Origin of the sequence: Paludifilum halophilum (assembly GCF_002245355.1) — a bacterium.
Classification (GTDB): Bacteria; Bacillota; Bacilli; order Thermoactinomycetales; family DSM-45169; genus Paludifilum; species Paludifilum halophilum.
Genome location: NZ_NOWF01000006.1, coordinates 113,610 through 137,442 on the forward strand (window position 1 = coordinate 113,610; position 23,833 = coordinate 137,442).

Annotated in this window: 20 protein-coding genes, 3 pseudogenes and 1 riboswitch; of the genes and pseudogenes, 13 read left to right on the top strand and 10 right to left on the bottom strand. The window is 50.4% G+C overall.

The genetic code is table 11. The features are described 5' to 3' along the window. The first annotated feature begins 238 nt into the window (after window positions 1–238). From CHM34_RS10885 to CHM34_RS19335, 3 genes are all read left to right on the top strand, one after another. The gene (locus CHM34_RS10885; RefSeq protein WP_094264642.1) at window positions 239–2,026 is read left to right on the top strand and encodes a BlaR1 family beta-lactam sensor/signal transducer; all 1,788 of its coding nucleotides are present in this window, start codon (window positions 239–241) and stop codon (window positions 2,024–2,026) included. Between the two features lie 17 nt (window positions 2,027–2,043). Continuing rightward, on the top strand, window positions 2,044–2,475 hold the full coding sequence (gene blaI, locus CHM34_RS10890; RefSeq protein WP_439116326.1) for a penicillinase repressor BlaI: 432 nt from the start codon (window positions 2,044–2,046) through the stop codon (window positions 2,473–2,475). A gap of 214 nt (window positions 2,476–2,689) precedes the next feature. Continuing rightward, window positions 2,690–2,833, top strand: a complete 144-nt coding sequence (locus CHM34_RS19335) for a hypothetical protein (RefSeq protein WP_169713698.1) — start codon at window positions 2,690–2,692, stop codon at window positions 2,831–2,833. Between the two features lie 66 nt (window positions 2,834–2,899). Here CHM34_RS19335 and CHM34_RS10895 read toward each other — a convergent pair whose 3' ends face one another. After that, a complete protein-coding gene (locus CHM34_RS10895; RefSeq protein ID WP_094264644.1) occupies window positions 2,900–3,220 on the bottom strand; it encodes a hypothetical protein in 321 nt (106 codons plus the stop codon). Between the two features lie 14 nt (window positions 3,221–3,234). Further along, window positions 3,235–4,089: a DUF4244 domain-containing protein gene (locus tag CHM34_RS10900; RefSeq protein ID WP_094264645.1), complete on the bottom strand. Its 855-nt coding sequence runs from the start codon at window positions 4,087–4,089 to the stop codon at window positions 3,235–3,237. Window positions 4,090–4,279: 190 nt separating this feature from the next. Here CHM34_RS10900 and CHM34_RS19340 point away from each other — a divergent pair, with 190 nt between their 5' ends. Continuing rightward, complete coding sequence (locus tag CHM34_RS19340; protein ID WP_169713699.1) at window positions 4,280–4,423, top strand: hypothetical protein; 144 nt, start codon at window positions 4,280–4,282, stop codon at window positions 4,421–4,423. Between the two features lie 51 nt (window positions 4,424–4,474). On the opposite strand, the gene msrB is transcribed toward CHM34_RS19340, so the two are convergent. Then, a complete protein-coding gene (msrB, locus tag CHM34_RS10905; protein WP_094264646.1) occupies window positions 4,475–4,927 on the bottom strand; it encodes a peptide-methionine (R)-S-oxide reductase MsrB in 453 nt (150 codons plus the stop codon). Window positions 4,928–5,109: 182 nt separating this feature from the next. Then, window positions 5,110–5,853 (bottom strand): IclR family transcriptional regulator, encoded by a 744-nt coding sequence (locus CHM34_RS10910; protein ID WP_094264647.1) that lies wholly within the window; start codon window positions 5,851–5,853, stop codon window positions 5,110–5,112. A gap of 210 nt (window positions 5,854–6,063) precedes the next feature. Between CHM34_RS10910 and acnA the strand changes: the two genes are divergently transcribed. Together acnA and CHM34_RS19840 are read left to right on the top strand one after the other, a co-directional pair. Further along, window positions 6,064–8,781, top strand: a complete 2,718-nt coding sequence (acnA, locus tag CHM34_RS10915) for an aconitate hydratase AcnA (protein ID WP_094264648.1) — start codon at window positions 6,064–6,066, stop codon at window positions 8,779–8,781. An 81-nt stretch (window positions 8,782–8,862) separates the two neighbouring features. Further along, window positions 8,863–9,110 (top strand): annotated as a pseudogene (locus CHM34_RS19840) (VOC family protein); the annotation flags it as partial. Window positions 9,111–9,131: 21 nt separating this feature from the next. Here CHM34_RS19840 and CHM34_RS10925 read toward each other — a convergent pair. Both CHM34_RS10925 and CHM34_RS10930 read right to left on the bottom strand, forming a co-directional pair. After that, entirely contained in the window at window positions 9,132–10,412 is a 1,281-nt protein-coding gene (locus tag CHM34_RS10925; RefSeq protein WP_094264649.1) for an MFS transporter, read from the bottom strand. A 265-nt stretch (window positions 10,413–10,677) separates the two neighbouring features. Further along, window positions 10,678–11,451 (bottom strand): DeoR/GlpR family DNA-binding transcription regulator, encoded by a 774-nt coding sequence (locus tag CHM34_RS10930; protein WP_094264650.1) that lies wholly within the window; start codon window positions 11,449–11,451, stop codon window positions 10,678–10,680. Between the two features lie 193 nt (window positions 11,452–11,644). Here CHM34_RS10930 and rpiB point away from each other — a divergent pair, with 193 nt between their 5' ends. The 6 genes and pseudogenes from rpiB to CHM34_RS10960 all read left to right on the top strand — a co-directional run. Next, a complete protein-coding gene (gene rpiB, locus CHM34_RS10935) occupies window positions 11,645–12,121 on the top strand; it encodes a ribose 5-phosphate isomerase B (RefSeq protein WP_094264651.1) in 477 nt (158 codons plus the stop codon). Further along, window positions 12,102–13,106 carry a dihydroxyacetone kinase subunit DhaK gene (locus CHM34_RS10940; protein WP_094264652.1) on the top strand — a complete coding sequence of 335 codons (1,005 nt, stop codon included), beginning with the start codon at window positions 12,102–12,104 and terminating at the stop codon, window positions 13,104–13,106. Before rpiB ends, CHM34_RS10940 begins: the two co-directional genes overlap by 20 nt. A gap of 12 nt (window positions 13,107–13,118) precedes the next feature. Beyond that, a complete protein-coding gene (gene dhaL / locus CHM34_RS10945; protein WP_094264653.1) occupies window positions 13,119–13,769 on the top strand; it encodes a dihydroxyacetone kinase subunit DhaL in 651 nt (216 codons plus the stop codon). A gap of 23 nt (window positions 13,770–13,792) precedes the next feature. Continuing rightward, window positions 13,793–14,770, top strand: a complete 978-nt coding sequence (gene glpX, locus CHM34_RS10950; protein ID WP_094264654.1) for a class II fructose-bisphosphatase — start codon at window positions 13,793–13,795, stop codon at window positions 14,768–14,770. Window positions 14,771–14,819: 49 nt separating this feature from the next. Then, window positions 14,820–15,926 carry an MDR/zinc-dependent alcohol dehydrogenase-like family protein gene (locus CHM34_RS10955; protein WP_094264655.1) on the top strand — a complete coding sequence of 369 codons (1,107 nt, stop codon included), beginning with the start codon at window positions 14,820–14,822 and terminating at the stop codon, window positions 15,924–15,926. Window positions 15,927–15,998: 72 nt separating this feature from the next. After that, window positions 15,999–16,421: pseudogene (locus CHM34_RS10960) on the top strand (pyridoxal-phosphate dependent enzyme); the annotation flags it as partial. Window positions 16,422–16,466: 45 nt separating this feature from the next. On the opposite strand, the gene CHM34_RS10965 reads toward CHM34_RS10960, so the two are convergent. Then, window positions 16,467–17,282, bottom strand: a complete 816-nt coding sequence (locus CHM34_RS10965) for an ABC transporter ATP-binding protein (RefSeq protein ID WP_169713700.1) — start codon at window positions 17,280–17,282, stop codon at window positions 16,467–16,469. A gap of 273 nt (window positions 17,283–17,555) precedes the next feature. Then, window positions 17,556–17,666: riboswitch (TPP riboswitch) on the top strand. A 131-nt stretch (window positions 17,667–17,797) separates the two neighbouring features. Here CHM34_RS10965 and thiC point away from each other — a divergent pair. Then, entirely contained in the window at window positions 17,798–19,549 is a 1,752-nt protein-coding gene (thiC, locus tag CHM34_RS10970; RefSeq protein WP_094264658.1) for a phosphomethylpyrimidine synthase ThiC, read from the top strand. A gap of 179 nt (window positions 19,550–19,728) precedes the next feature. On the opposite strand, the gene CHM34_RS10975 is transcribed toward thiC, so the two are convergent. From CHM34_RS10975 to CHM34_RS10980, 3 genes and pseudogenes are all read right to left on the bottom strand, one after another. After that, on the bottom strand, window positions 19,729–21,201 hold the full coding sequence (locus tag CHM34_RS10975; protein WP_240511989.1) for an FAD-linked oxidase C-terminal domain-containing protein: 1,473 nt from the start codon (window positions 21,199–21,201) through the stop codon (window positions 19,729–19,731). Continuing rightward, window positions 21,199–22,515, bottom strand: a pseudogene (locus CHM34_RS19845) ((Fe-S)-binding protein); the annotation flags it as partial. The pseudogene CHM34_RS19845 and the gene CHM34_RS10975, both read right to left, overlap by 3 nt. After that, window positions 22,516–23,817 (bottom strand): FAD-binding oxidoreductase, encoded by a 1,302-nt coding sequence (locus CHM34_RS10980; RefSeq protein WP_240511990.1) that lies wholly within the window; start codon window positions 23,815–23,817, stop codon window positions 22,516–22,518. Window positions 23,818–23,833: the final 16 nt, after the last annotated feature.

Genomic DNA, 23,833 nt, shown 5'->3' on the forward strand with positions numbered 1-23,833 from the left:
AGCTAGTAATCAATTCTCGCGGTTCCATTGTTTCCACGTGTAACGGACTGAGCTTTCAATATCCTGTATTACATGAGAAACTGATTATAAGCTGGTTAACACATAGATTCTTCCAAGTAATAAGCCTCTGACTAAGAGGCTTATTACTAAATGAAACAGAATTTCAACCAGTTGTTGATTCTAGTGTGGGATGGAAGCAAGGTTCGTTTTGCGTTCGATTCAAAGAAAGGATTGAGTGATGGAGACGAACAGCGTATTCTTAACTTATTTTGTTCTAGGCTTTATGGTGTCTTCTTTAACCATTGCCTTCATTATGCTGATGAAAAAGGTGTTCCAAAAGCAGTTATCGGCGAAATGGCAATATAATCTATGGTTCTTATTGTTGATTGCCCTAACCCTTCCTTTTATATCGAGGCATTTATTTAATTACGAAAATCATATCGGTTTTTTCGAAGCAAATCATAGCAATAAAATAGAAGCGCCTACTAACGCTGCTGGAGATCATTTGATACAGAACGTTAATTGGTTGCAGGACTTTACGATATCTGTCAATCGTTCCGCTCCAGACTTGCTGAATATCGCTATAGCCGGTATATGGATGGCAGGAGTGTTGGTTTTTTCTGTTCTGACAATACAAGCTTGGTTCAAGATCAAGGACATTAAAAGCAATACATTTGAGGTGAAAAATAAAGAGGTTCGACTCTTGTTTGAACAGTGCAAGTTGGATTTAAATATATCGAGAAATATTAACGTAGGGGTATCGCCGCTTGTCAAATCTCCAATGACATTTGGTCTTTTCAAGACTTATATTGTGCTTCCGATTCACTTTGAAGAATGGCTTTCTATGAAGGATATCAAATACATTTTTTTGCATGAACTCAATCACTATAAATATAAAGATATTTTGACGAATTATCTGATCGTCGTTTACCAAATTTTATACTGGTTCCATCCGCTTGTTTGGATTGCTTTCAAGGAAATGAGATTGGATCGAGAAATAGCTTGTGATATTGCCGTTTTACATTCATTGGACGAGCACTGTTATAGCGAATATGGAAATACGATTATTCATGTCGTGGACAGGGTATCACAGACTAGGAATTTTATTTTGGCAAATCAGCTGAACAGTTCCAAAGAGCAAATCAAAAGACGTATTGAAAAAATCGCATCCTTTACGACGGAATCAAAGCTGTTGAATCTCAAGAGTATCGCTATTTTTACGCTAGCGGGAGGATTTGTTGCCAGTCAGATTCCATTCATTTCTGTGATGGCTGAGGATCAAACTCGTTACGATTTTAAAAGTGAGCAGACGGTTTACGAGGATCTGAGCGAACATTTTGCTGGGTTTGAAGGAAGCTTTGTATTATATGATATGCAAGCGGATCAGTATCGTATCTATAATGAAAATAAAAGCATACTGCGAGTTTCTCCGGATTCAACTTACAAGATTTACATCGCATTATTTGCATTGGAGTCCAATGTCATAACGCGTGAACATTCCACCCTGAAATGGAATGGAATTCAGTATCCTTATGATGCTTGGAATATGGATCGGAATTTATTTATAGCCATGCATCATTCAGTGAACTGGTACTTTCAGGATTTGGATAAAAGAATCCAACGGAATGATATGCAAGCTTTTCTGAAACAAATCGGCTACGGTAATACCGATCTTTCCGGCGGAATCGGACAATACTGGATAGAATCTTCATTAAAGATCTCACCGGTAGAGCAGGTGCAATTACTTAAAGCTTTTTATACAAACCAATTTGGATTTAAGGAGAAGCATGTTCAGACCGTTAAAGATACGATCAGATTAGAAGAAAAAGCCGGTGTACAGCTTTCCGGGAAAACAGGTACAGGGGCTGTAAATAATAAAAATATTAACGGTTGGTTCATTGGGTATGTAGAGACCAAGGAGAACACTTATTTCTTTGCAACCAATATACAAAATGAAGACAACACCTACGGAAGTATGGCGGCAGAAATAACATTATCTATTTTGAGGGATAAAGGCATATATTAGTGTTTGCTGAAAAGAATATGTGCATCCAAAGAAGGAGGATCAAAGTGTCTAGAAAAGTACCCAATATCTCGGAAGCGGAATGGGAAGTCATGAACGTTCTTTGGAAAAAGGAGGAACCACAAACGGCCAATGAAGTCATCCACTCCTTGCAGGAGCACACGGATTGGAAGCCTAAAACCGTACGTACTCTTTTGGATCGTCTGGTCCAAAAAAAAGTGGTCGGTGTAAACCAAAATCAAAAGGTCTATACTTTTTTTCCGCTGTACTCACAGGAAGAATGTCAGCACGCCGAGGCACAGTCTTTTCTTAAGCGAATTTATGGTGGAACGCTAAAATCGATGTTGGTTCAGTTTATCCAAGGGGATTCCTTGACTGAAGAGGATATCAAGGAACTGCGTTCCATATTGAATGAGAAGTCAAGCCGTAAAACTGATGAGCGTAAGGAGTAAATAGAACGGGTCAGTCCGAGTTAAATGCAAAATAAGTTGGACAGCCTTGATGAAATACGTCCCCTAAACCTATCAAGTAAGTCATTCATACAAAACGGCCTCCTCATACGGAAACGTTTTTTTATGCCCACTTTACCTCACTTTTTTCAAAGACCCGTATAAAAGCGGTAAACTCAGCCAATCTAAGAAAAAACCATGTTCAGGAGGGACAAGCATGCCTCAGAAAGGGGACCGTACGGTGGAAAAATCCCTGGGTGCCGAACCGACCACCGAGCCGAATCCACAGCGGAAACAGGGGAAAGCCGATTCACCGGAAAAACAAGCCCGGCCGGCCGACCGTCGAAACAATCCCTCGTAAATCGAGCCCGCCGACAACCGGCGGGCTCGATCAGTGATGGATCGCAACCTTTCATTCTAAGGTTTGTTATAGGTTCTCTATCTCCAAAGTAAAGCTTGGCTTGACATACATCATAACTGTAGGTTTATCATTTCTTGTAAATACTAATTTTTCCGAGTCTGCCTTGATCTTTTCAACTTCTTTTAAAGAAATATCAAAAATAGGATTCATTAATTTGTTGTGACTTAAAGTAATGATTACAGTCTCTTCGTGAATGGAGAAATATAACGTAAAGGTGTGGCCAGTTTCACTGCTCATTTGATATTCGTAAATGCCAACTTCCTGATCAATCACCTTTGGCTCACTACAAAACAACTCTAATAACTCATATTCATCATAGAAGCTCATTTCATCATCCCTCTTTATTTAGGTATTACCGTAATTACATCGCCTTTTTTATTTGTAATGACATTGATATCATCACCTATATATTTCCATGTATCTTTCGTATTACCTGGCACTCGCTTTCCATTTTTAATAGTATCCTCTACTACTCTAGGAGGAATACCTCGAGGATCAATATATTCTTTAAATCTTTTCGTCCCTGGCTTTAGTCCTTTCTTAAGAGCCCTTCGTTCTAATTCCGCTCTTACCTGCGGCGTATTTGGTGCCATTCTTTCAAGTGCATGTTCTGTGTATTTTCTTCCTCCAATTTCGGCGCCACCTTTTTGCATACCCCAGCCATTCTTTCCAAACTCGCTATTGGGTGTTTTCCCCTTTTTCGATCCTTTTTTAGCACCCTTTTTCGCTGATTTCTCCGCTCCTTTTTTAGCCGCTTTCTTGGCAGATTCCTTACCAAACAGTCTTCCGGCTGAACTCAAGAACCCCCGAAGACCCTTATAAATTCTATAACCCCAGACAAAACACGCAGGACAAGTTTTTTGAACAGTATAACTATCCGATGAATCATGTTCGAGAGTATCCGCTTTTTTCCCTTTTGAGATATCATCAGAGTCTGCTAGCCATTGCCCTTTTTGGTCACTTTCTATATCTTTTTTGTTATCCTGTTGTTCCTGGTTTGTTCCGTTTTCTCCTATTACCCCGCCAATAGCATCTGAAACCCTATCACGTAAAGCAGTTTGTACGCCCCCACTATTTGTGACAGAATTAAGAATCATCGCCAGTGCCACAACCGCAGGGATAAGCGTGACATACTCGATAGTAGAAGATCCACGTTTACCAGTTACAATCATTTTGAATAGAGTGAATAAATCCAATATACATCCCCTTTCATAAATAGTTGATTATTCCTATTATAATTATTTATGGAATAATAGGAAAGGGGACGAAAATATTGTATCCAGCAAAACAAATAGACTATCGCCTTACCTCACTTTTTTCAAAGACCCGTATAAAAGCGGTAAACTCAGCCAATCTAAGAAAAAACCATGTTCAGGAGGGACAAGCATGCCTCAGAAAGGGGACCGTACGGTGGAAAAATCCCTGGGTGCCGAACCGACCACCGAGCTGAATCCACAGCGGAAACAGGGGAAAGCCGATTCACCGGAAAAACAAGCCCGGCCGGCCGACCGTCGAAACAACCCCTCGTAAATCGAGCCCGCCGACAACCGGCGGGCTCGATCAGTGATGGATCGCAACCTTTCATTCCTTCTCCTCAAATAGAGAGAGGTATTCCCCATACCCTTCTTTTTTCAGATCTTCTTTGGGAATAAACCGCAATGCGGCGGAATTGATACAATAGCGCAGCCCCTCGGGCCCCGGACCGTCGTCAAAAACATGACCGAGATGGGAATCCACCTCCCGACTGCGTACCTCGGTCCGGATCATGTTAAAACTCCGGTCTTCCCGTTCTTCGATTTCCCCGCTTTGCAGGGGCTTGGTAAAGCTGGGCCAGCCGCAGCCGGAATCGAATTGATCTTTGGAACTGAACAAAGGCTTCCCTGAAACGATATCCACATAGATCCCTTCCCTTTCATTATCCCAATATTCGTTCCGAAAAGGAGGCTCCGTACCGTTATTCTGGGTCACCTCAAATTGCAGGGGTGTCAGTTTTTTCTTCAGTTCTTCCCGGCTGGGTTTATCCTTTGGACTCATCGAGATCCCTCCAGAAATCTACCTGTTTTCCCGGGTCATCAAGCGAAACCGATGGAACCTTTCCCTTTCCACCCATCCTCCTTGTATGATCCCCGTTTATCACCCATCTCACACTTCCCGGACGGATTTCAACACCTCCCGGATTCCCCCGATGCTCGTCATCCGTTTTCGTCCCCGTAAGATTACTTCGCGGCCATTTTCTGCATCCGGCTCGTCGCCTCCATAATGCGGGGAACGATCTCTTTCATCCGATCCATGGTCAACCGCTCGACCGGTCCGGAAACCGCCAAAGCGGCGATCATGCGCCGGTCGCGTCCCAGGACAGGAACGGACACCGCGGAAGTGCCCGCCTCCCGTTCCTCTACACTGGTGGCATATCCCTGATCGCGGATTTCCTCCAACTGCCGTCTGTATCGTTCCCGGTCGACAGAGGAAGGCCATGACGGATCCGCCAGGATGGCTCTCTGCTCCGCCGGAGTGGCAAAGGCGACCAGCACCTTGCTGGAGGCGCCGACAGCCAAAGGCATCCGTGCGCCCAACGGTGCCACCCGCCGGATCGCCTGCAGGCTTTCCACCGCCTGCACCCGAATCCGTTCAAAACCATCCCGAAAATACAGGCTGACTGTCTCCTCCACCGTATCCCGGAGCCGTTCCATCTCCGGGAGAAAGAGAATCGCCGGATCATCCGTCCGGGAAAGGTTGGCATACAGCTCCCACACCCGAAACCCCAGCTGGTATTTATCTGTTTCCGAATCCCGGACGAGAAACCCCTTATCCTCCAGAGTGGCCAGCAGCCGATAAACGGTACTTTTGTTCAGGCCAGTCATTCTTGTGATTTCCGTCAGACTGAGTTCCCGCTTTCTCGTAAAGCACAATAAAATATCCAGTGCCCGCTCGGCGGCGCGAACCGTTTTTTTCCCTTCCATCGCGGATTAGCCCCTTTTGTTCCACCATATGAAAAAAGATTTTATTATCCATTATACTGGTTGATCGCATGGCGTCAAAGAGGAAGCCGGGAAAATGCAGGGTATACAACAACCAGCTTTTCAGTGTATAATGAAGACCGAAAAAGAAACTTGGTTTCGATAGGTGAAACAGCTATTTTTACTTTTATTTTCCAAAGGAGGTTTTCCACTATGCCCGACAAAGATCTGTTCGGCGTGCGCGAAAAGCTGACCGTCGGCGATAAGGACTACCGCTTCTATCGATTGGCGGGGTTGGAAGAACAGGGCGTCGGCAACATCTCCCGGCTTCCCTTTTCCATCAAAGTCCTCCTGGAAGCCGCCGTTCGCCAACACGACGGACATTCTGTCACCGAAGAACATATCCGCCAGTTGGCCCGGTGGGCGGATCATCACGAGAAAAAAGAAGTCGCCTTCAAACCGGCCCGGATCGTGTTGCAGGACTTTACCGGGGTACCAGCGGTGGTTGATTTGGCGGCACTCCGTTCAGCGATGAACCGCGTCGGCGGCGATCCGAAACGGATTAATCCCCTGATTCCCGTCGACCTGGTGATCGACCACTCGGTCATGGTCGACAAATTCGGAACGAACGATGCGCTGGAATACAACATGAACCGGGAGTTCGAACGGAACGAAGAACGCTACCGCCTCCTGCGCTGGGCGAAGGAAGCCTTCAACAACTTCCGTGCCGTGCCTCCCGCCACCGGGATCGTACACCAGGTCAATCTGGAGTACCTCGCTCAAGTGGCCGCCACCCGGGACGTCAACGGCGAAACGGAAGTCTTCCCGGATTCTCTGGTGGGTACCGACTCCCACACTACCATGATCAACGGCCTCGGCGTCGTCGGCTGGGGTGTCGGCGGCATCGAAGCGGAAGCGGGTATGCTGGGTCAGCCCCTCTACTTCCTCACTCCGGAAGTCATCGGCTTTAAGCTGACCGGCGAACTGTCGGAAGGGGCCACCGCTACCGACTTGGCCCTGACTGTCACCCAAATGCTCCGGGAGAAAGGCGTCGTCGGCAAGTTTGTCGAATTTTACGGACCGGGACTGTCCAACATCAGCCTGGCGGACCGGGCGACTGTGGCCAATATGTCTCCGGAATACGGCGCTACCATCGGTTTCTTCCCGGTGGACGAAGAATCCCTCAACTACCTCCGGAACACCGGTCGGGAGGAAGAGCAGGTCCAACTGGTCAAGGAATATTACCAGGCCCAGGGAATGTTCCGCACCGATAACACCCCGGATCCGGCCTTTACCGACACCATCGAACTGGACCTGTCCACCGTCAAGCCGAGCTTGGCCGGTCCGCGCCGTCCCCAGGACCGGATCGAGCTCTCGGACATGAAGGAAACCTGGAACGAGACGCTGACCAAACCGATCGACGAAGGCGGTTTCGGCGTCGAAGAACCCTCCAAAAAGGTGACGGTGGAATCCGACGGCCAAACCTTCGAGCTGGATAACGGCTCCGTCGTCATCGCCGCTATCACCAGCTGCACCAACACTTCCAACCCGTCGGTGATGCTGGGAGCGGCCCTGGTCGCTCATAAAGCGGTGGAAAAAGGTCTGACCGTTCCGCCTTATGTAAAAACCAGCCTGACACCGGGATCCAAGGTGGTTACGGAATACCTGGTTCAATCCGGGATGATGGATTCCCTGAACAAACTGGGCTTCACCCTGGCCGGCTACGGTTGCGCTACTTGTATCGGAAACAGCGGGCCCTTACCGGAGGAGATCAGCCAAGCGATCCATGACAACGATTTGACTGTCGCATCGGTCTTGTCCGGTAACCGGAACTTCGAAGGCCGGATTCACCCCGATGTCAAAGCCAACTACCTGGCATCACCGCCGCTGGTGGTCGCCTATGCGCTGGCCGGCACCGTGGATATCGATTTTGAAAAGGATCCGATTGGGTACGATACGGATCGCAACCCGGTCTATTTCAAAGACATCTGGCCGAGTAACGAGGAAATCCGGGAAGCCATTGACGCCTCGATGAACGCCGACCAGTTCCGAGAGCAGTATGGCCGCGTCTTTGACGCCAATGAACGCTGGAACCAAATGGACACCCCCGAAGGGGAACTGTATGACTGGGATGAACAGTCCACCTATATCCAGGAGCCTCCTTTCTTCGTCGACCTCTCCCCCGAGCTGGAACCCGTTGAGGAAATCAAAGGGGCCCGTACGCTGGCACTATTGAAGGATTCCGTCACTACAGACCACATTTCTCCGGCGGGTGCGATCGCTCCCAACAGCCCGGCCGGCAAATATCTGCGGGAAAAGGGAGTCAAACCGCGCAATTTTAACTCCTACGGTTCCCGGCGCGGCAACGATCGCATTATGACCCGGGGAACCTTCGCCAATATCCGCATCCGCAACCAAATGGTACCGGGTACAGAAGGCGGGTTCACCAAATATATCCCCACCGGAGAAACAATGCCCATCTATGACGCGGCGGTGAAATACCACAACGATCAGACACCGCTGATTGTGCTGGCCGGCAAAGAGTACGGAACCGGAAGTTCCCGGGATTGGGCGGCTAAAGGAACCAACCTCCTCGGGGTCAAGGCGGTCATTGCTGAGAGCTTCGAGCGGATTCACCGTTCCAATCTGGTCGGCATGGGCGTACTGCCGCTCCAGTTCGAAGAAGGAGAAAGCTGGCAGTCTCTCGGCTTGACCGGCGATGAGAGTTTCGACATCCTCGGGTTGGACGATCAATTGCAGCCCTTCCAAAAGCTGGACATCAAAGCGGTCAAACCCGACGGCTCCACCGTCGAGTTTAAAGCGATTGTCCGCCTCGACAGCCAAGTGGATGTGGAATACTACAAAAACGGCGGCATCCTGCAAACGGTGTTGCGCCAGTTCCTGGACAGCAAAGAAACGGCCCAGGCGTAAACAGATCATCGATGCCGACTCATGATAAAATACCCGCCTCCTCTTGTCTGGAGGCGGGATTTTTTTGGAGGTGACGATACGATGATTACCCGACGGCTCCACCATGTCCAGATTACCCTTCCCACAGGAGCGGAAAAAGAAACCCGCCGCTTTTACGGCAGGACCCTCGGCCTTGAAGAGATCCCCAAACCGGATTCCCTTGCGGACGAGGCGGCTTCTGGCTCCGCCTCGGCGACCTGGAGATTCACGTCGGCACCGAAGACGGCTTCGACCGCCGCCAAACCAAGGCCCACCTGGCCTACGAGGTGGAGAATCTCAGCCTCCGGCGCGAACGAAAGTAGATCGGATCATTAAACATGGGTCTTCGTACGTTCCAAGGGAGTTTGCAAAGACGTTTTTGTTTGATCCGGTAAAGTGACGAACTTCGTCAAAAAGGCACCCAAGTAATAAAGAGCGGCCAAAATCCAAATGATCCCTTCATTCCCGACCCAATCAATAAATAGGGCAACGACGGCCGGTCCCACAAAAACACACAGCCCTGCACCCAGGTTTAATATGGACATCGCCGCACCTTTGTCCCGATTGACGAGAGAGGGCACCAGCGCAGATAACGGTACATATCCGGCGAGACAAGCCCCCCACAAGATACCCAGCGTTTGAATAACAAAAAGATTATCTCCTACGACTTGAGGAGCGTAAAATAAGAGAATGGTAAATGTTCCGCAACCGACTCCGCCGATCCACATGACGGTGTTACGCCACCCGAATTTGTCTCCAACGAAACCGAATAACAGGTTAAACGCAATATTAGAAACAAAAATGGAACCCCAAATGTTAAGCCAAACCGTTGTTTCAATGCCGTATTGAACCAAATAACTGGGTAAGAAAACCGGGAAGGCGTATTGTGCCGTTTGATTGATTACTCGGACGATTCCGGCGATACCGACTTTAGGTTCCTGTTTAACAATGGTGATCCCTTTCACCAATTCCTTGAACTTTGATTTTACGGCACCTTCATTTTTCTCAAAGGTGTCTTTATTGATCACAAGGGCGAAGAAGGCTCCGAGGATCACCCACAACAAAGCGGACCAAAGCGTATTGACATGGCCGATATGGGTGATGGCCCAAATCGAATAATAAGCACCTAAGACATTTAACCCGCCCGTAAAAACAAACCAGAACCAACCTACAGCGGTACCCAGTTTCTCTTTCGGGCTCCGGTACGTGATCCATACGAGAAAACCGTATGCGAAAAGAGGATACCCGAAACCCCGTAAAGCGTACATCGGAAGCATCAACCCGTAATGAAAACCGGGGATAGCCAAACCCACAAAACCAATCGTACCGATAATGTACAACATTAAACCGGCTAACATGGTTTTTTTAGGACCGAACGCCTCAACCAGCACACCTGAAAACCAAGATGAGATCGCAATGGTGACGCCATAGGCTGTAAAAAGAAAACCGGATTGTTGAACACTCAGTCCCTCTTCTATCAAATACGGGCTGAGCCACCCTAACTCCAGTCCGTCGCCCATCATAAAAATTAAAACGCCGAGATAGCCCCAGGTAAGTTTCAAAGGAATACCGATCCGATGCAGGATATTTGTACGGTTGGGTAATGCCGACACAAGATCACTCCCGTTTCATATTTTTAAATATTCCTACATATGGAGCCAGAGCTAAAACCGTATTTTTCAACCACTCATCTGCAATCGCTTTCAAATTTAATCGGAATATTTTGTTTGGTCATTAATTATATTATAACTTTTTATCATGTCAACACATTATCTGTTATTATTTTTCGTTTATTTTCGTTTTCACATTTCTCCTCAAAGAAAAACCATTCTCCTGAATGAAGAGAATGGCTTTATCCACGCTCCAAGTTGTAACCACTTATTGATCATCCACATGGATGTCGCAGTCCCGGAATCGTTTCAGCATATCTTCAGGTAACTTCATATCCGTGATCAACCGATCAATGTGATCCGCTGATACAAAAGAGGAGATCGATGATTTATTTATTTTTGTATGATCAATCAATGCCACCACCTTGTTCGCTTTTTTTATCATCTCTTTTTTCAATTCCACTTCATAGACATTGAAGTCTGTCAATCCCGTCTCAAAACAAAATCCATAAGCCGATGTAAACATGATATCCACATTGATATTCTTAAGTGTATCCGTACCGATGGTTCCCTCCAAAGAACCGGAGCCTTTCTGTACAATTCCCCCGATCAAAATGCAAGTGATATCCGGGTTTTCTCTCAATTCGAGAGCGGTGTAGATCCCGTTGGTTACAACGGTTAATCTTATTTTTTTGTTTTTCAGAACCCGGGCGAGTTCTAAGGCGGTAGAACTTCCGTCCAATAACAGGCATTGGTCACTTTCTATCAGTTTCTCAGCTTTCTCCGCTATTTTCATTTTTTCCGCTCTGTTCTTCTTTTCCCTCACTGAAAAAGTCGTTTCGTTTTCAATGTAGTCGTTAAGGATTGCACCTCCATGCGTGCGTTTTAACAACCCCTCCTTTTCCATCTGGTTTAAATCCATTCGGAGAGTAGCCTCCGAAACACCCACTTTTTTGGATAACTCTTTAACCGTAATACGGTGCTGGCGATGCAAAATTTGCATTATTTCCTTTCTTCGTTCGGAAACAAACAACTTCACCATATTCTGAAACCCCCTCTAAAGTTGGATTCATTAAATTCATGATAGAATACACAAGAAATACTTTCAATAAACAAAAACATATGAAGCGGAAAACGAAATAAAATAAAATAATATAAAAACAAACGATTGACAATTGGGATCTTTCGTGTAAAATGGGAACTAAACTTTCAGACAGTTCAGCGGAGGGGATAAAATGCAAATTGCCCTTGGTTGTGACCATCATGCGTTTGAAATGAAAGAAGAAATCAAGGCATTCCTCCATGAATCGGGACATGACGTGATCGATTACGGTTGCTATTCATGCGAAGCTGTGGATTATCCGGATGTTGCTTTTCAAGTGGCGAAAGATATCTCCAATAAAAAAATTCCCAGAGGAATTTTGATTTGTGGTACAGGAATCGGTGTAACGATTGCGGCCGGTAAAGTCCCCGGGATTCGAGCCGCCTTGTGCCATGATACCTATTCGGCGGAAAGAGCGCAAAAAAGTAATAATGCGCAAATCTTGACCATGGGAGCGAAGGTGATCGGGATTGAAGTTGCGAAAAAAGTAGTAGAGACTTATATCAACTCGGAATTTGTCGGCGGACATTCCAGTCGTAAGGTTCGGAAAATTATGGACGGTGAGAAACAATTTTTGAAAGGAGAACAACATGAAGAAACTCATCAATAATCCCCAGCATGTCGTCGATGAAATGATAGAGGGTTATGTGAAAGCGTATCCAGAGTATATCAAACAACGAAATGAAAACAAACGATCACTGGTCACATCCAGACAAACCCCCGACAATAAAGTGGGTGTTTTAATCGGAGGAGGATCCGGTCATGAACCGGCTTTTATGGGTTATATCGGAGATGGATTCGCCGACGGTGTTGCAGTAGGTAATATCTTTGCTTCTCCACCTCCGGACCCGATCTTGGAAACAACGAAGGCCATCGACAAAGGGACCGGTGTCATCTACCTTTACGGCAATTATGCGGGAGATATCATGAACTTTGATATGGCCGCGGAGCTGGCTGATCTCGAAGAAGACATTCGAGTGGAAACGGTTCTTGTGACCGATGATGTGGCTTCCGTAGCCAAAGGAGGGGAAGATCAACGACGCGGCATCGCTGGAGGTTTTTTCGTTTTTAAAGCGGCCGGAGCCGCCGCCGCCAAAGGTCTACCCCTCAGTGAAGTCGTCAGAATTGCTAAGAAGGCCAATAGCCATACGAGAACGATGGGGGTTGCGCTGAGTCCTTGCTCGTTACCCCAAACCGGGGAGCCGAGTTTTGAATTGGGCGAAAGTGAAATGGAAATCGGTTTAGGCATTCACGGGGAACCGGGTGTGGAACGGGGCAAAGTTCAGACAGCCAATGATGTAGCGGATCGACTGTTGAAAGATATCCTCCATGACATGCCTCTGGAACAAGGGGAGCGTGTAGCAGTTCTTGTAAATGGACTCGGTTCGACATCGAGGATGGAACTATACCTTATGTTCCGACGGATCGAGCAACAGCTGAACCAAAAACAGATCACCATTCATCGCTCATATGTGGGAGACTACATTACCTCTCTCGAAATGGGCGGCTGTTCTTTGACATTGATGAAGCTTGATGATGAACTGGCCGACATCGTCGATTATCCGGCGGATTGCCCCATGTTTGTGCAGAAATGAGGAGGTACCATCATGCATATCACAGCCAGTGAATTTAAATCATTTCTTCATCGAGTCACATTAAAAGTCGAGGAGAAAAAAGATGATTTGTCTGAACTCGACCGTAAGTTGGGAGACGGAGATCATGGAGTAACCATGTCCCTCGGCTGGCAAGCGATTGAGGAAAAGTTGCATACCGACTTAAAAGACGAGACGGATTGCGGATACATTTGTAAAGAGGTCGGAAAAGCCTTTATCAATGCAGTCGGATCATCCGTCGGCCCCCTATACGCTACAGGTTTCTTGCGAGGCAGCCGAGTGCTTCAAAATAAATCGGAATTGACGGACGATGATCTGTCCGCCTTCTGGGTTGCGTTTATTGATGGCATTCAACAGAAGGGCAAAGCGGAAATCGGAGAAAAAACCATGATAGACACTTTCATGCCGGCCCGTAACACCTTGCAAGAACGAATCACAGCGGGCGACCCTTTTGAAAGCGCTTTTGAGAAAGCGGTTCAGGCCGGTAAAAAAGGAATGGAATCGACTCGGGACCTTATATCCAAAAAAGGAAGGTCCAGCCGCCTCGGGAGCCGATCCGTCGGTCATCAAGATCCCGGTGCCACTTCGGCCTATTTAATGCTTGAAGTATTTCTTTCAACGGTTCGATCCGCTCAGAGAGTCTGAGTTCTATTCTGAGGTGACAACCCATGAACAAGCTGATTCTGGATTTTGCCAATGTCACGGAAAAAGCCGCCCTAGCCGCTTATCCGTGGATTGGGAAGGGGAATAAAAATGAAGCGGATCGCGCCAGTACCGAAGCGATGCGAAAACGGTTAAATGCAATCTCCATGGATGGCAGAATTGTGATCGGTGAAGGCGAAATGGATGAAGCTCCGATGCTTTATATCGGGGAAAGATTGGGTACCGGGAAGGGCCCCAGTCTGGAAATAGCGGTGGATCCGCTGGATGGAACTTCCCTGATTGCCAAAGGACGCGAAAATTCCATCGCCGTCATGGCGGTGACTCCAAAAGGGGGGTTGCTTTCTGCGCCGGATATGTATATGGAGAAGATCGCTGTCGGCTCCAAAGCAAGAGGGATCATCGACTTGGACGCACCATTGATTGAAAATATGAAAGCGGTGGCAAAAGCAAAAGGCAAAGATGTATCCGATCTTACTATTACAGTACAGGAACGGAAACGGCATGAAAAACTGATTAACAGCATCCTTCAGTATGGAGCGAGTGTGAAATTATTCGATGATGTCGATGTGACGGGTGCAATCTGTGCGGCATTGGACCATGGGAAAATTGATCTGTTCCTTGGAATCGGAGGAGCACCGGAAGGCGTTGTCTCGGCGGCAGCCGTCAAGGCATTGGGAGGGGATTTTCAAGGTCGGCTTCTTCCGACCAACGACGCGGAAACCGAAAGATGCCGTAAGATGGGGATTGTTCATTGTGAACAGAAACTAACCGCAGACGAGATTGTCCGGTCGGATGAAGGATTTTTCGTCGCAACAGGGGTGACCGATGGATTGCTGTTGGATGGTGTCCAGCCGATTCATGGCAAACAAATGACTCATTCCCTGATCATCGATGGAACCTCTGATTCCTATCACTTCATGGAATCCATTCATCGGATCCCATCCCGGGAAAGACTCGTCTCAGATTCCGTCCAAGCCGATTGAGAGACGCATGACTGTTCCACTCCATTTTATTTGAAGGGGGATCTATTCAATGGAAACCACCCAACCGGTGAAGAACAAAAATAAAGAAATCCCGAAAACCATGGATGCCGTAGTCGCTTACGGCCCCGGTGATTATCGTTTTGAAAGAGTCGCAACTCCCCAACTGGAAAATGATCATGAAATCATCATCGAAGTTGAAGCTTGTGGTATTTGTGCCGGCGACGTTAAAGCTTATGACGGGGCACCCAGCTTTTGGGGGGATGAGACACAACCGGCGTATATCAAAGCACCGATGATCCCCGGTCACGAATTTGTCGGTCATGTTGTGGCAAAAGGCAACAACATACAAGCGTATGATATCGGCGATCGGGTGATCTCCGAACAAATTGTTCCTTGTTGGGACTGTCTTTTTTGCCATCGCGGTCAATATTGGATGTGTGAAAAACATGACCTTTACGGTTTTCAGAACAATGTAAACGGCGGCATGGCACAGTATATGAAGTTTACAAAAGAGGCGATTCAATATCGTGTCCCGGATGATTTACCGATTGAAGATGCCATTCTTATCGAACCCTATGCATGCTCTCTTCACGCGGTTCAGCGAGCACAAATTCAACTGGGAGATTTCGTTGTCATTTCCGGTGCCGGAACGCTGGGTCTCGGCATGGTTGGAGCGGCAAAAAAATCCGGCCCCGGTCAACTCGTTGTTCTCGATCTGATTGACCAACGTCTTGAACTGGCGAAGGAGTTCGGCGCTGACATGGTACTCAACCCGGCGAAGGTGGATGTGGTCCAACAAATCAAAGATATGACGAACGGTTATGGCTGTGATATCTACATTGAGGCCACCGGGCATCCCAAATCCGTCGAACAAGGGTTGCATATGATTCGTAAGCTCGGCCATTTTGTTGAATTCAGTGTGTTTAAAGACCCGGTCAGTGTTGATTGGAGTATTATCAGCGATCGAAAAGAACTGGACCTGCTCGGTTCTCACCTGGGTCCTTACTGCTATCCCCTCGTGATTGAGGGCATTGCCAATGGCGATTTTCCGACGAAAGGGGTGGTAACCCATCAGCTGCCGCTTCATGAATTCGAAAAAGGCTTTGAGATGGTGAGCAAAGGCAAAGACTCATTAAAAGTCATCCTGAAACCGTAAATGATTTAGGATATGCGGGCGGGAATCCTCCCCATTTTAATGGGGTAGTGCCCCTTTAGTGAGGAGACGGGGCGTACGTATATCCCCGCCTATGAAGACCCTGTTGTCATCGCCGCTCAAGGAACCGTCGGCTTGGAAGCCCTGTGGGATCAGCCCGATTTTGATGTGATCCTCGTCCCCGCAGTTGGAGGAGGGCTCATCTGCGGAGTCGCCATCGCCGCCAAAACGATGAATCCCAACGTTCGCGTGATCGGGGTACAGAGTGAAGCTTCGCCACCCTGGTATTATTCATTTCATGCCAAGCAAATGGTCGATGTTGAATACAAAGAGTCGTTGGCTGAGGGATTATTCGGAAAGATCGGAGAAGAAAACCTCCGTCTGGCTCTGAACTACGTCGATGATTTTATTTTGGTTAAGGAGCAGGACATCGCAGAGGCCATGTGTTGGATGGCCCAACACCACCATCATCCGGTCAAAAAGTATTATCCATCATAAAAAGCACTGAACCCGGAAGGGCCAGTGCTTTTATCGTTCAGTTCTTCACTTGGAACGCGTGTGAATCCCGGAAAACGTCTGCATCGTTTTGTACCAGGATGCAACGGTTCCGTCAGGAACACTGGCGGTCAGGAGATCCCGCTTTCCGATCCGACGGCAGGTACCGTTCTCCATCAGCAAAAGGTCATCCGCCGCCTCCGCCAGTTCCATGTCATTCGTAGCGATCATGACTAGTCCTTGAGAACGGCGCCGGGCCAGTTCCTGGCAAAACAGTTCAAAACCGAACTCGTCCAACCCCTTCGCCGGCTCGTCCAAAAGCCAGATATCCGGTTCGTTCAACAGACTGCGGACCAACAGGTAACGGTTGATCGCGCTTTCGGGCAGTTCGTTGAGAGGCTCTTTACGGCACCCGGCGAGCCCCCATCGGGCGATCAGCTCCGCCGATCGTTTTTTCGGCTGAGGGATGCGGTAGGATTGAGCCATGAAAAAGAGGGATTCTTCCAACGAGAATTCCCGGTTGGAACGTTTTTTCTCGGGGACATAACCGATCCGGCCTCTCAGAGGCTCAACGGCGGGAATCCCCCCCATCGCCGCGACGCTTTTGGACCAGACATACCGCTCATTTTCCTGCATTTCATAGGTGACGCGGCCATCGTCGGGAACCGAAGCCATTGCCGTCACGCGGAGAAGGGTGCTCTTGCCGGCCCCTTCGGGTCCCAACACGACGGTGATCCCTCGGCGGACAGAGGTCGAAAAGTCCAGCAATCCGGTATGTGTGGTCTGTCGGTACGAGGGGCGTTCGCGACTGGCATCTCCTGGACCGGTATAAACTTTATTGAGGTGAGACCATTCGATTCGCAAAGGAAGATCATCCTTTCCCTGCATCCGCTTACCATTCAGAATACCTTAAATAAGACGGAAAAAGAAGGTATTCCCTGTTGATTATTGCGAACTTTTTAACCGACATAGAACGAAAGGATCGAATTGAACTCTTAAAAAATAGTCCTTTATATGTAGACGACAAAATAAGGGCATAGGTTGCAACCTTCAACAGAAAGTTTCTCAAGGTGACAAATCTTTTCGAAACTTCCGATTGACTCTTCTTCATTCTTGTGTTAATTTGAAAACTGACAACCAACGACCAACGGGAGCTTGGAGGAGCCAGGCTGAGAGGGCGGGAATTCTACGCCGACCGTTAAACCTGATCTGGGTAATTCCAGCGTAGGAAGTTTCGTTTTGGGAACCTTTGTTCTTGTCTCCAAAGGGACCGTACGCTGTGTACGGTCCCTTTTTCGTACAATTTGGAAACCCGTCTCTTCAAGCGCTATCCTCCCGTCGTTCCGGTTGTTTGAAACCCTTTGGAGGAGGATTCTCTCATGTCGAGTTACAACGGGTCTCATCCCAACAGCCGCAAAGTGTATACCGTGGGCAGCCGACCGGATATCCGGGTCCCGATGCGGGAAATCGCCCTGTCTCCCACCACGGGCCGATTCGGGGAAGAAGGCAATGAACCGGTCCGGGTGTACGACAGCAGCGGTCCTTATACGGACCCCGACATCACCACGGACATACGACAGGGGCTTTCCCCGCTGAGAAAAAATTGGATTCTGGAACGGGGAGATGTGGAAGCGTACGAGGGGCGCACCATCAAACCGGAGGATAATGGAGACCTCGATCCCATTTCAGTCCGGGAAAAGGACTTCCCCGGACTGAAGCGTCAGCCTCTTCGAGCCAAACAGGGAAAACGGGTTACGCAAATGCATTACGCCCGTCGGGGTATCTTGACTCCGGAGATGGAGTATATCGCGATCCGGGAACAGGTGGATCCGGAGTTCGTTCGCCAGGAAGTAGCTTCCGGACGAGCGATCATCCCCGCCAACATCAATCATCCGGAAACCGAACCCATGATCATCGGGAAGAATTTCCACGTCAAAATCAACGCCAATATCGGGAACTCCGCCGTCACCTCTTCCATCGACGAAGAAGTGGATAAAATGACCTGGGCCACCCGCTGGGGAGCGGATACGATCATGGATCTATCCACCGGAAAAGACATCCACCGCACCCGGGAGTGGATTATCCGCAATTCGCCGGTTCCGGTAGGCACGGTGCCGATCTATCAGGCGTTGGAAAAAGTGAACGGAGAGCCGGAAAAGCTGACCTGGGAGATTTACCGGGACACTCTGATTGAACAAGCGGAACAAGGGGTGGACTACTTTACGATCCATGCCGGGGTTCTGCTCCGCTACGTCCCGATGACGGCCGACCGGGTCACGGGGATCGTCTCCCGGGGAGGATCGATCATGGCCGCCTGGTGTTTGGCCCATCACGAGGAGAGTTTCCTGTACACCCACTTCCGGGAGATCTGTGAAATCATGCAAGCCTACGATATCTCGTTCTCCCTGGGGGACGGCCTTCGCCCCGGTTCCATCGCCGACGCCAATGACGAATCCCAATTCGCCGAGTTGGAAACACTGGGCGAGTTGACCGAAATCGCCTGGGAGTACGACGTTCAGGTGATGATCGAAGGACCGGGCCACGTCCCCATGCACAAGATCAAAGAAAACGTGGATATCCAGCAGGAGATCTGCCGGGAGGCTCCCTTCTACACCCTGGGACCCCTGACCACGGATATCGCGCCGGGGTACGATCACATCACCTCCGGGATCGGCGCCGCCATGATCGGCTGGTACGGAACAGCGATGCTCTGCTACGTCACTCCCAAGGAACACCTCGGTCTCCCCAACAAAGAAGACGTGAAAGAAGGGGTTATTACCTACAAAATCGCCGCCCATGCCGCCGATCTGGCCAAGGGGCACCCGGGAGCCCAAGCCTGGGACGACGCCCTATCCAAGGCCCGGTTCGAATTTCGTTGGAAAGACCAGTTCAACCTGTCCCTGGATCCACAACGGGCGCTTTCCTTCCATGATGAAACCCTGCCTGCGGAACCGGCCAAAACAGCCCACTTCTGCTCCATGTGCGGTCCCAAGTTTTGCAGTATGCGCATCACGCAAGACATCCGGGAATACGCATCGGAAAAAGGCTTGAACGTGGAAGAGGCCCGGGAAAGCGGTCTAAAGGAAAAGGCCAAGGAATTCCGGGAAACAGGCGCTAAGATTTACCGGTAAGCGACGAATCCATAATATAAGGGAAGCACTGAAAAAAGCGGCCTCCAACCTCTTTGAGGGAGGGGCCGCTTTTTTCATCATTCTACGCTTTTCAAACCCTTTTTCGCCCTACCTTTGTTAACCCGTTCATCCCCTGATGGAAAGGGAAACCGAGTCGGTTTTAATCCATCACCTTCCTCCTATTTTGATTGTACGGCCGCCTCTTTACTGTATCGTTTCACTTCCCCGCATTTGGACGGCGAGGGGAATATCTTGCCCGGATTGCACAAGTCCTTCGGGTTGAATACACTGCGCACTCGGGTGAAAACATCCATTTCCCCGTCGGAAAACAGGTAGCGCATCTCTTCCTGCTTTTCCAGTCCCACTCCGTGTTCACCGGTGATGCTTCCGCCCACTTCGGTACACACTTTGAGAATGGCCGAACCGGCGGCGATCGCCCGCTCCTGCTCTCCCGGTACTTTGGCGTCGAATAGAATCAGAGGATGCAAGTTACCGTCCCCGGCGTGAAAAACGTTGGCAATCCGGACACCTTTCTCCCGGCTGATTTCCGCCACCCGAGACAAAACCTCCGGCAATCGGCTCCGGGGAATCACTCCATCCTGGACCAAGTAGTCCGGGGAAAGGGTACCCATCGCTCCAAAAGCGGTTTTCCGGTTGGCCCACCAGCTCTTTCGTTCCGCCTCCGAGGTCGCCGGCCGAACTTCCCGGACATTGCGCTTTTGGCACACTTCCACAACCCGCCGAACTTGATCGGAAAGCCCGGCTTCGATTCCGTCCACTTCGATGATTAACACAGCGCCCAAATCCTCTGGGTAACCCACGGGAAAGGTTCCCCGTTCCACTCCTTGGATCGCCAGCCGGTCCATCATCTCCAGCGCAGCCGGAAAAATTCCCGAGGCGATGAGATCGGAAACGGCTTCACTGGCGTCTTCTACACGGTCAAACAGGGCCCGTACCGTTCGTACACCTTCCGCCTGTTTCATCAACCGGACGGTGATCTCCGTCACGATCCCCAAGGTGCCCTCGGACCCGATCACCAAACCCAACAGGTCGTAACCCGGTTCCTCCGGCAACCCGCCGATCCGGACGACTTCTCCGTCGGGAAGAACCATCTCCAGACCGAGAATATGGTTGGTCGTCACCCCGTATTTCAGGCAATGGGCCCCTCCGGCGTTTTCGCCGACATTGCCGCCGATGGTACAAGCTTGTTGGCTGGATGGATCGGGGGCATAGTAATACCCGTCTCCGGCGACAGCCTGAGTCAAGTGGAGATTGATATATCCGGGCTGAACCACGGCCTGCCGGTTGGGAAGATCCACGTCGAGCAACCGGTTCATGCGAGCCAAACTGATCACCACTTCACCTCCCCGAGGGGTCGCTCCCCCGCTCAAGCCGGTCCCAGCCCCCCGGGGAATAAAGGGAATTCCCCATTGATGAAGAACCCGGACCACGGCGGAAACTTCCTCCGTATTTCCCGGGAAAACCACCGCCCGGGGAACTCCGCGTTGAACCGTGTACGCATCGCATTCGTAGGCGATCAATTCCTCCTTCCGGTAAAGCACGGCATCTTCCTCCAGAATCTTCAGCAGACTGTGGACTAGGGGATCTTTTTCACTCCTGCCGGACTTCTTCTCCGTTACCGAATCCTCCACCGCTTCGCCCTTTTCTCGCCGGTACGCCCAATCCAACAGCTCCACCGTATGCACCACCCGCTCTTTTTCACCCCGTTGGTGAATCCCCATCGCCATCTGCATCATGCATCCGGGGTTGCCCATGGCGACGAGATCCACATCCTTGGGAATATCGTCCACCTTCCGTTCCAACAGGCGTCCGGCCATATCCGGGTGGGTCAGGTTGTAAATACCGGCACTGCCGCAACAGCGATCCGCGTCGGCCATTTCCTTCAGGGAAAGGCCGGGAATACTCTCCAACAACCGGCGGGGCGGACGGCGAACACCTTGTCCGTGGGCCAGATGGCAGGCTTCGTGGTAGGTGACCGTTTGCTCGATCCTCGCGGCAGGCGGTTCAAACCCCGTTTCCTCCAGAAAGGCGGAAACATCCTGCACCTTTTGGGAAAACTGTATCGCTTTTTCCCTATACTCGGAATCATTTTTCAACAGTTCTCCATACTCTTTCATCGCCGCTCCACAGCCCGCCGCGTTGACAATCACCCGGTCCACCTCTGCCTCCAAAAAAGCGTCGATATTCCGCTTGGCCAGCTTTTTCGCCGTTTCCCGATCCCCGGCGTGAACCTGCAGTGCTCCGCAACAGCGCTGTCCCCGAGGAACGACGACTTCAGAGCCGTTTCGCCGCAACACCCGTCCCGTCGCCTCATTGATCCCGGCATACAGGACATCCATGACGCATCCTGTCAGCAGACCGACCCGGTGACGGCGCTCCCTCAAGGGAGGCGCTGTCTCCGGCATGCTTTTACGGGACGGTCGTTGCGGGACCCGGGGAAGCACCGCCTCCATTCCTTGGAGATGACGAGGGAGGAGGCGCAGCAACCCCATCTTGTGAACCATCCATTCCAATCCACTGCGCTGGTAGAAACGCAACAGCCTTCCCAGACTATGGAGGCGTCGAGGACCGACGAAAATTCCCCGTAAAAACAGTTTACTCAACCACCCCCGCCATCCCTTGGGCGGCATTGCACGGTACAACTGGCCGCGGGCTTCTTCGATCAGAGAGCCCACCTGAACACCGGCAGGACAAACGGTCTCGCAAGCTCGACAATCCAGACACTCAAACACGGGATCCGCCAAACCCGTATTCAACTCCATCCGTCCTTCACCGGCGGCCTTGATCAGGTGAACCCGCCCCCGCGGTGAATGCGGCTCCAACTGCTTTTCCTGGTAGGTGGGACAGGCATCCAGACACATCCCGCAGTGGACGCAAACATCCCATTTCCCCGCTTCCGGCGGATCCGGGAACGGATAGTGTTCTTCGGAACGCTTCACCTCCATTTAAATCCCTCCTACAAACCGGCCCGGATTGAGCAGGCATTCCGGATCCAGCTTCGATTTGATCCCCTGCATCAAGACAAAACCGGCCGGCAGCCGTCCCCAGGCGGAAACCGCTTCCCGAACCGGCCCTGAAGCATGCTCAATCACTGCATATCCGGATCGTGACTCGGCACAATCCCGCATCTCCCGGGTCAACCGCAGCACCGACTCCAGCGACATGGCCTTTCCTTCGAAAATGGCTCGGCCGATCCCGGTCCCGGCTCCCCCGTAGATCATAACGGGAACCTCCTTCTCCCGACACAAGCGATCCACTTCCCGGAGCAAATCAACCGTTTGTCCAGGGCGTACCATGAATCGGATCGCCATCCTTTTCTCTTCCGGTTTCTCATCCAGAGCATGGGGCGAGAGCCCGCCTAATTCCTCCCAGGCCTTTGACGCCCCGTTTCCCCGCCATCTTTCCCGAACGGCAACGCCTGCCGCCTCCACCAGCTCGGTAACCCGATCCTCCTGCACACGGACCGCTTGTTCCTCGTCTTCAAAACCGATCATCACCCCGGGCCCGGCCGGACGATCCCCGCCGGACAATCGGTTAAAAGATGAACAGTTCAACACTTCCAAGGCGGCGGGCTCCAGTGGAGCATCCAACAGTTGCCGGCAAAAACCGGACATGACGGACCAATCGGGGACTTCCACCAGCAGAGCGGTTTCCGTCGACGGCAGCGGCCGCAGTTTAAAGGTACACCGGGTCATCACTCCTAACGTTCCCATCGATCCAACCCAAAGTTTGTTCAGATCATATCCAGCGACGTTTTTGACCACTTGCCCTCCGGAGCGAATCACCTCTCCCCCGGGTAAGACCCCCCGCAATCCGATCACAGTGTCCCGCACCGCCCCATACTTCAGCCGTTTCGGCCCGGTCAGCCCCAGAGCGACCGCTCCCCCCACCGTCGTTACCGACGGATGCGGTGGATCCAGCGGCAGCATTTGTCCCGCCTGCCGCAGACGGACCTGCAATTCGGCCAAGGTCCATCCCGCTGGAACCGTGACCACCAGATCCCCTGCAGAGTGGTCGATCCCCTCCTGCATCGGTTCCAGGGAGAGGGTGGCCGCCGGCCGCCGAACCGGATTCCCATAAGCGGCATACGCCCCCTTGCCCTCGGGGACCACCGCTGTTCCGGTACGGGAAGCCCAGTCCATCACCTTTGATACATCCTGTTCCTCCCGCGCCAACACCTTGTCCCCTTCCTTGGGCAAATCAAGAGCGTTTAAGGCTTTCTTCAGTGAAGGAACCGTTCCGTCCACACCACTCAACACAGCC

What these genes read in the sequence shown, in the direction of transcription:
- CHM34_RS10885 (WP_094264642.1), top strand. Translation starts at nt 239, where the DNA reads ATGGAGACGAACAGCGTATTCTTAACTTATTTTGTTCTAGGCTTTATG.
- blaI (WP_439116326.1), top strand. Translation starts at nt 2,044, where the DNA reads ATGTGCATCCAAAGAAGGAGGATCAAAGTGTCTAGAAAAGTACCCAAT.
- CHM34_RS19335 (WP_169713698.1), top strand. Translation starts at nt 2,690, where the DNA reads ATGCCTCAGAAAGGGGACCGTACGGTGGAAAAATCCCTGGGTGCCGAA.
- CHM34_RS10895 (WP_094264644.1), bottom strand. Translation starts at nt 3,220, where the DNA reads ATGAGCTTCTATGATGAATATGAGTTATTAGAGTTGTTTTGTAGTGAG.
- CHM34_RS19340 (WP_169713699.1), top strand. Translation starts at nt 4,280, where the DNA reads ATGCCTCAGAAAGGGGACCGTACGGTGGAAAAATCCCTGGGTGCCGAA.
- msrB (WP_094264646.1), bottom strand. Translation starts at nt 4,927, where the DNA reads ATGAGTCCAAAGGATAAACCCAGCCGGGAAGAACTGAAGAAAAAACTG.
- CHM34_RS10910 (WP_094264647.1), bottom strand. Translation starts at nt 5,853, where the DNA reads ATGGAAGGGAAAAAAACGGTTCGCGCCGCCGAGCGGGCACTGGATATT.
- acnA (WP_094264648.1), top strand. Translation starts at nt 6,064, where the DNA reads ATGCCCGACAAAGATCTGTTCGGCGTGCGCGAAAAGCTGACCGTCGGC.
- CHM34_RS10930 (WP_094264650.1), bottom strand. Translation starts at nt 11,451, where the DNA reads ATGGTGAAGTTGTTTGTTTCCGAACGAAGAAAGGAAATAATGCAAATT.
- rpiB (WP_094264651.1), top strand. Translation starts at nt 11,645, where the DNA reads ATGCAAATTGCCCTTGGTTGTGACCATCATGCGTTTGAAATGAAAGAA.
- CHM34_RS10940 (WP_094264652.1), top strand. Translation starts at nt 12,102, where the DNA reads ATGAAGAAACTCATCAATAATCCCCAGCATGTCGTCGATGAAATGATA.
- dhaL (WP_094264653.1), top strand. Translation starts at nt 13,119, where the DNA reads ATGCATATCACAGCCAGTGAATTTAAATCATTTCTTCATCGAGTCACA.
- glpX (WP_094264654.1), top strand. Translation starts at nt 13,793, where the DNA reads ATGAACAAGCTGATTCTGGATTTTGCCAATGTCACGGAAAAAGCCGCC.
- CHM34_RS10955 (WP_094264655.1), top strand. Translation starts at nt 14,820, where the DNA reads ATGGAAACCACCCAACCGGTGAAGAACAAAAATAAAGAAATCCCGAAA.
- thiC (WP_094264658.1), top strand. Translation starts at nt 17,798, where the DNA reads ATGTCGAGTTACAACGGGTCTCATCCCAACAGCCGCAAAGTGTATACC.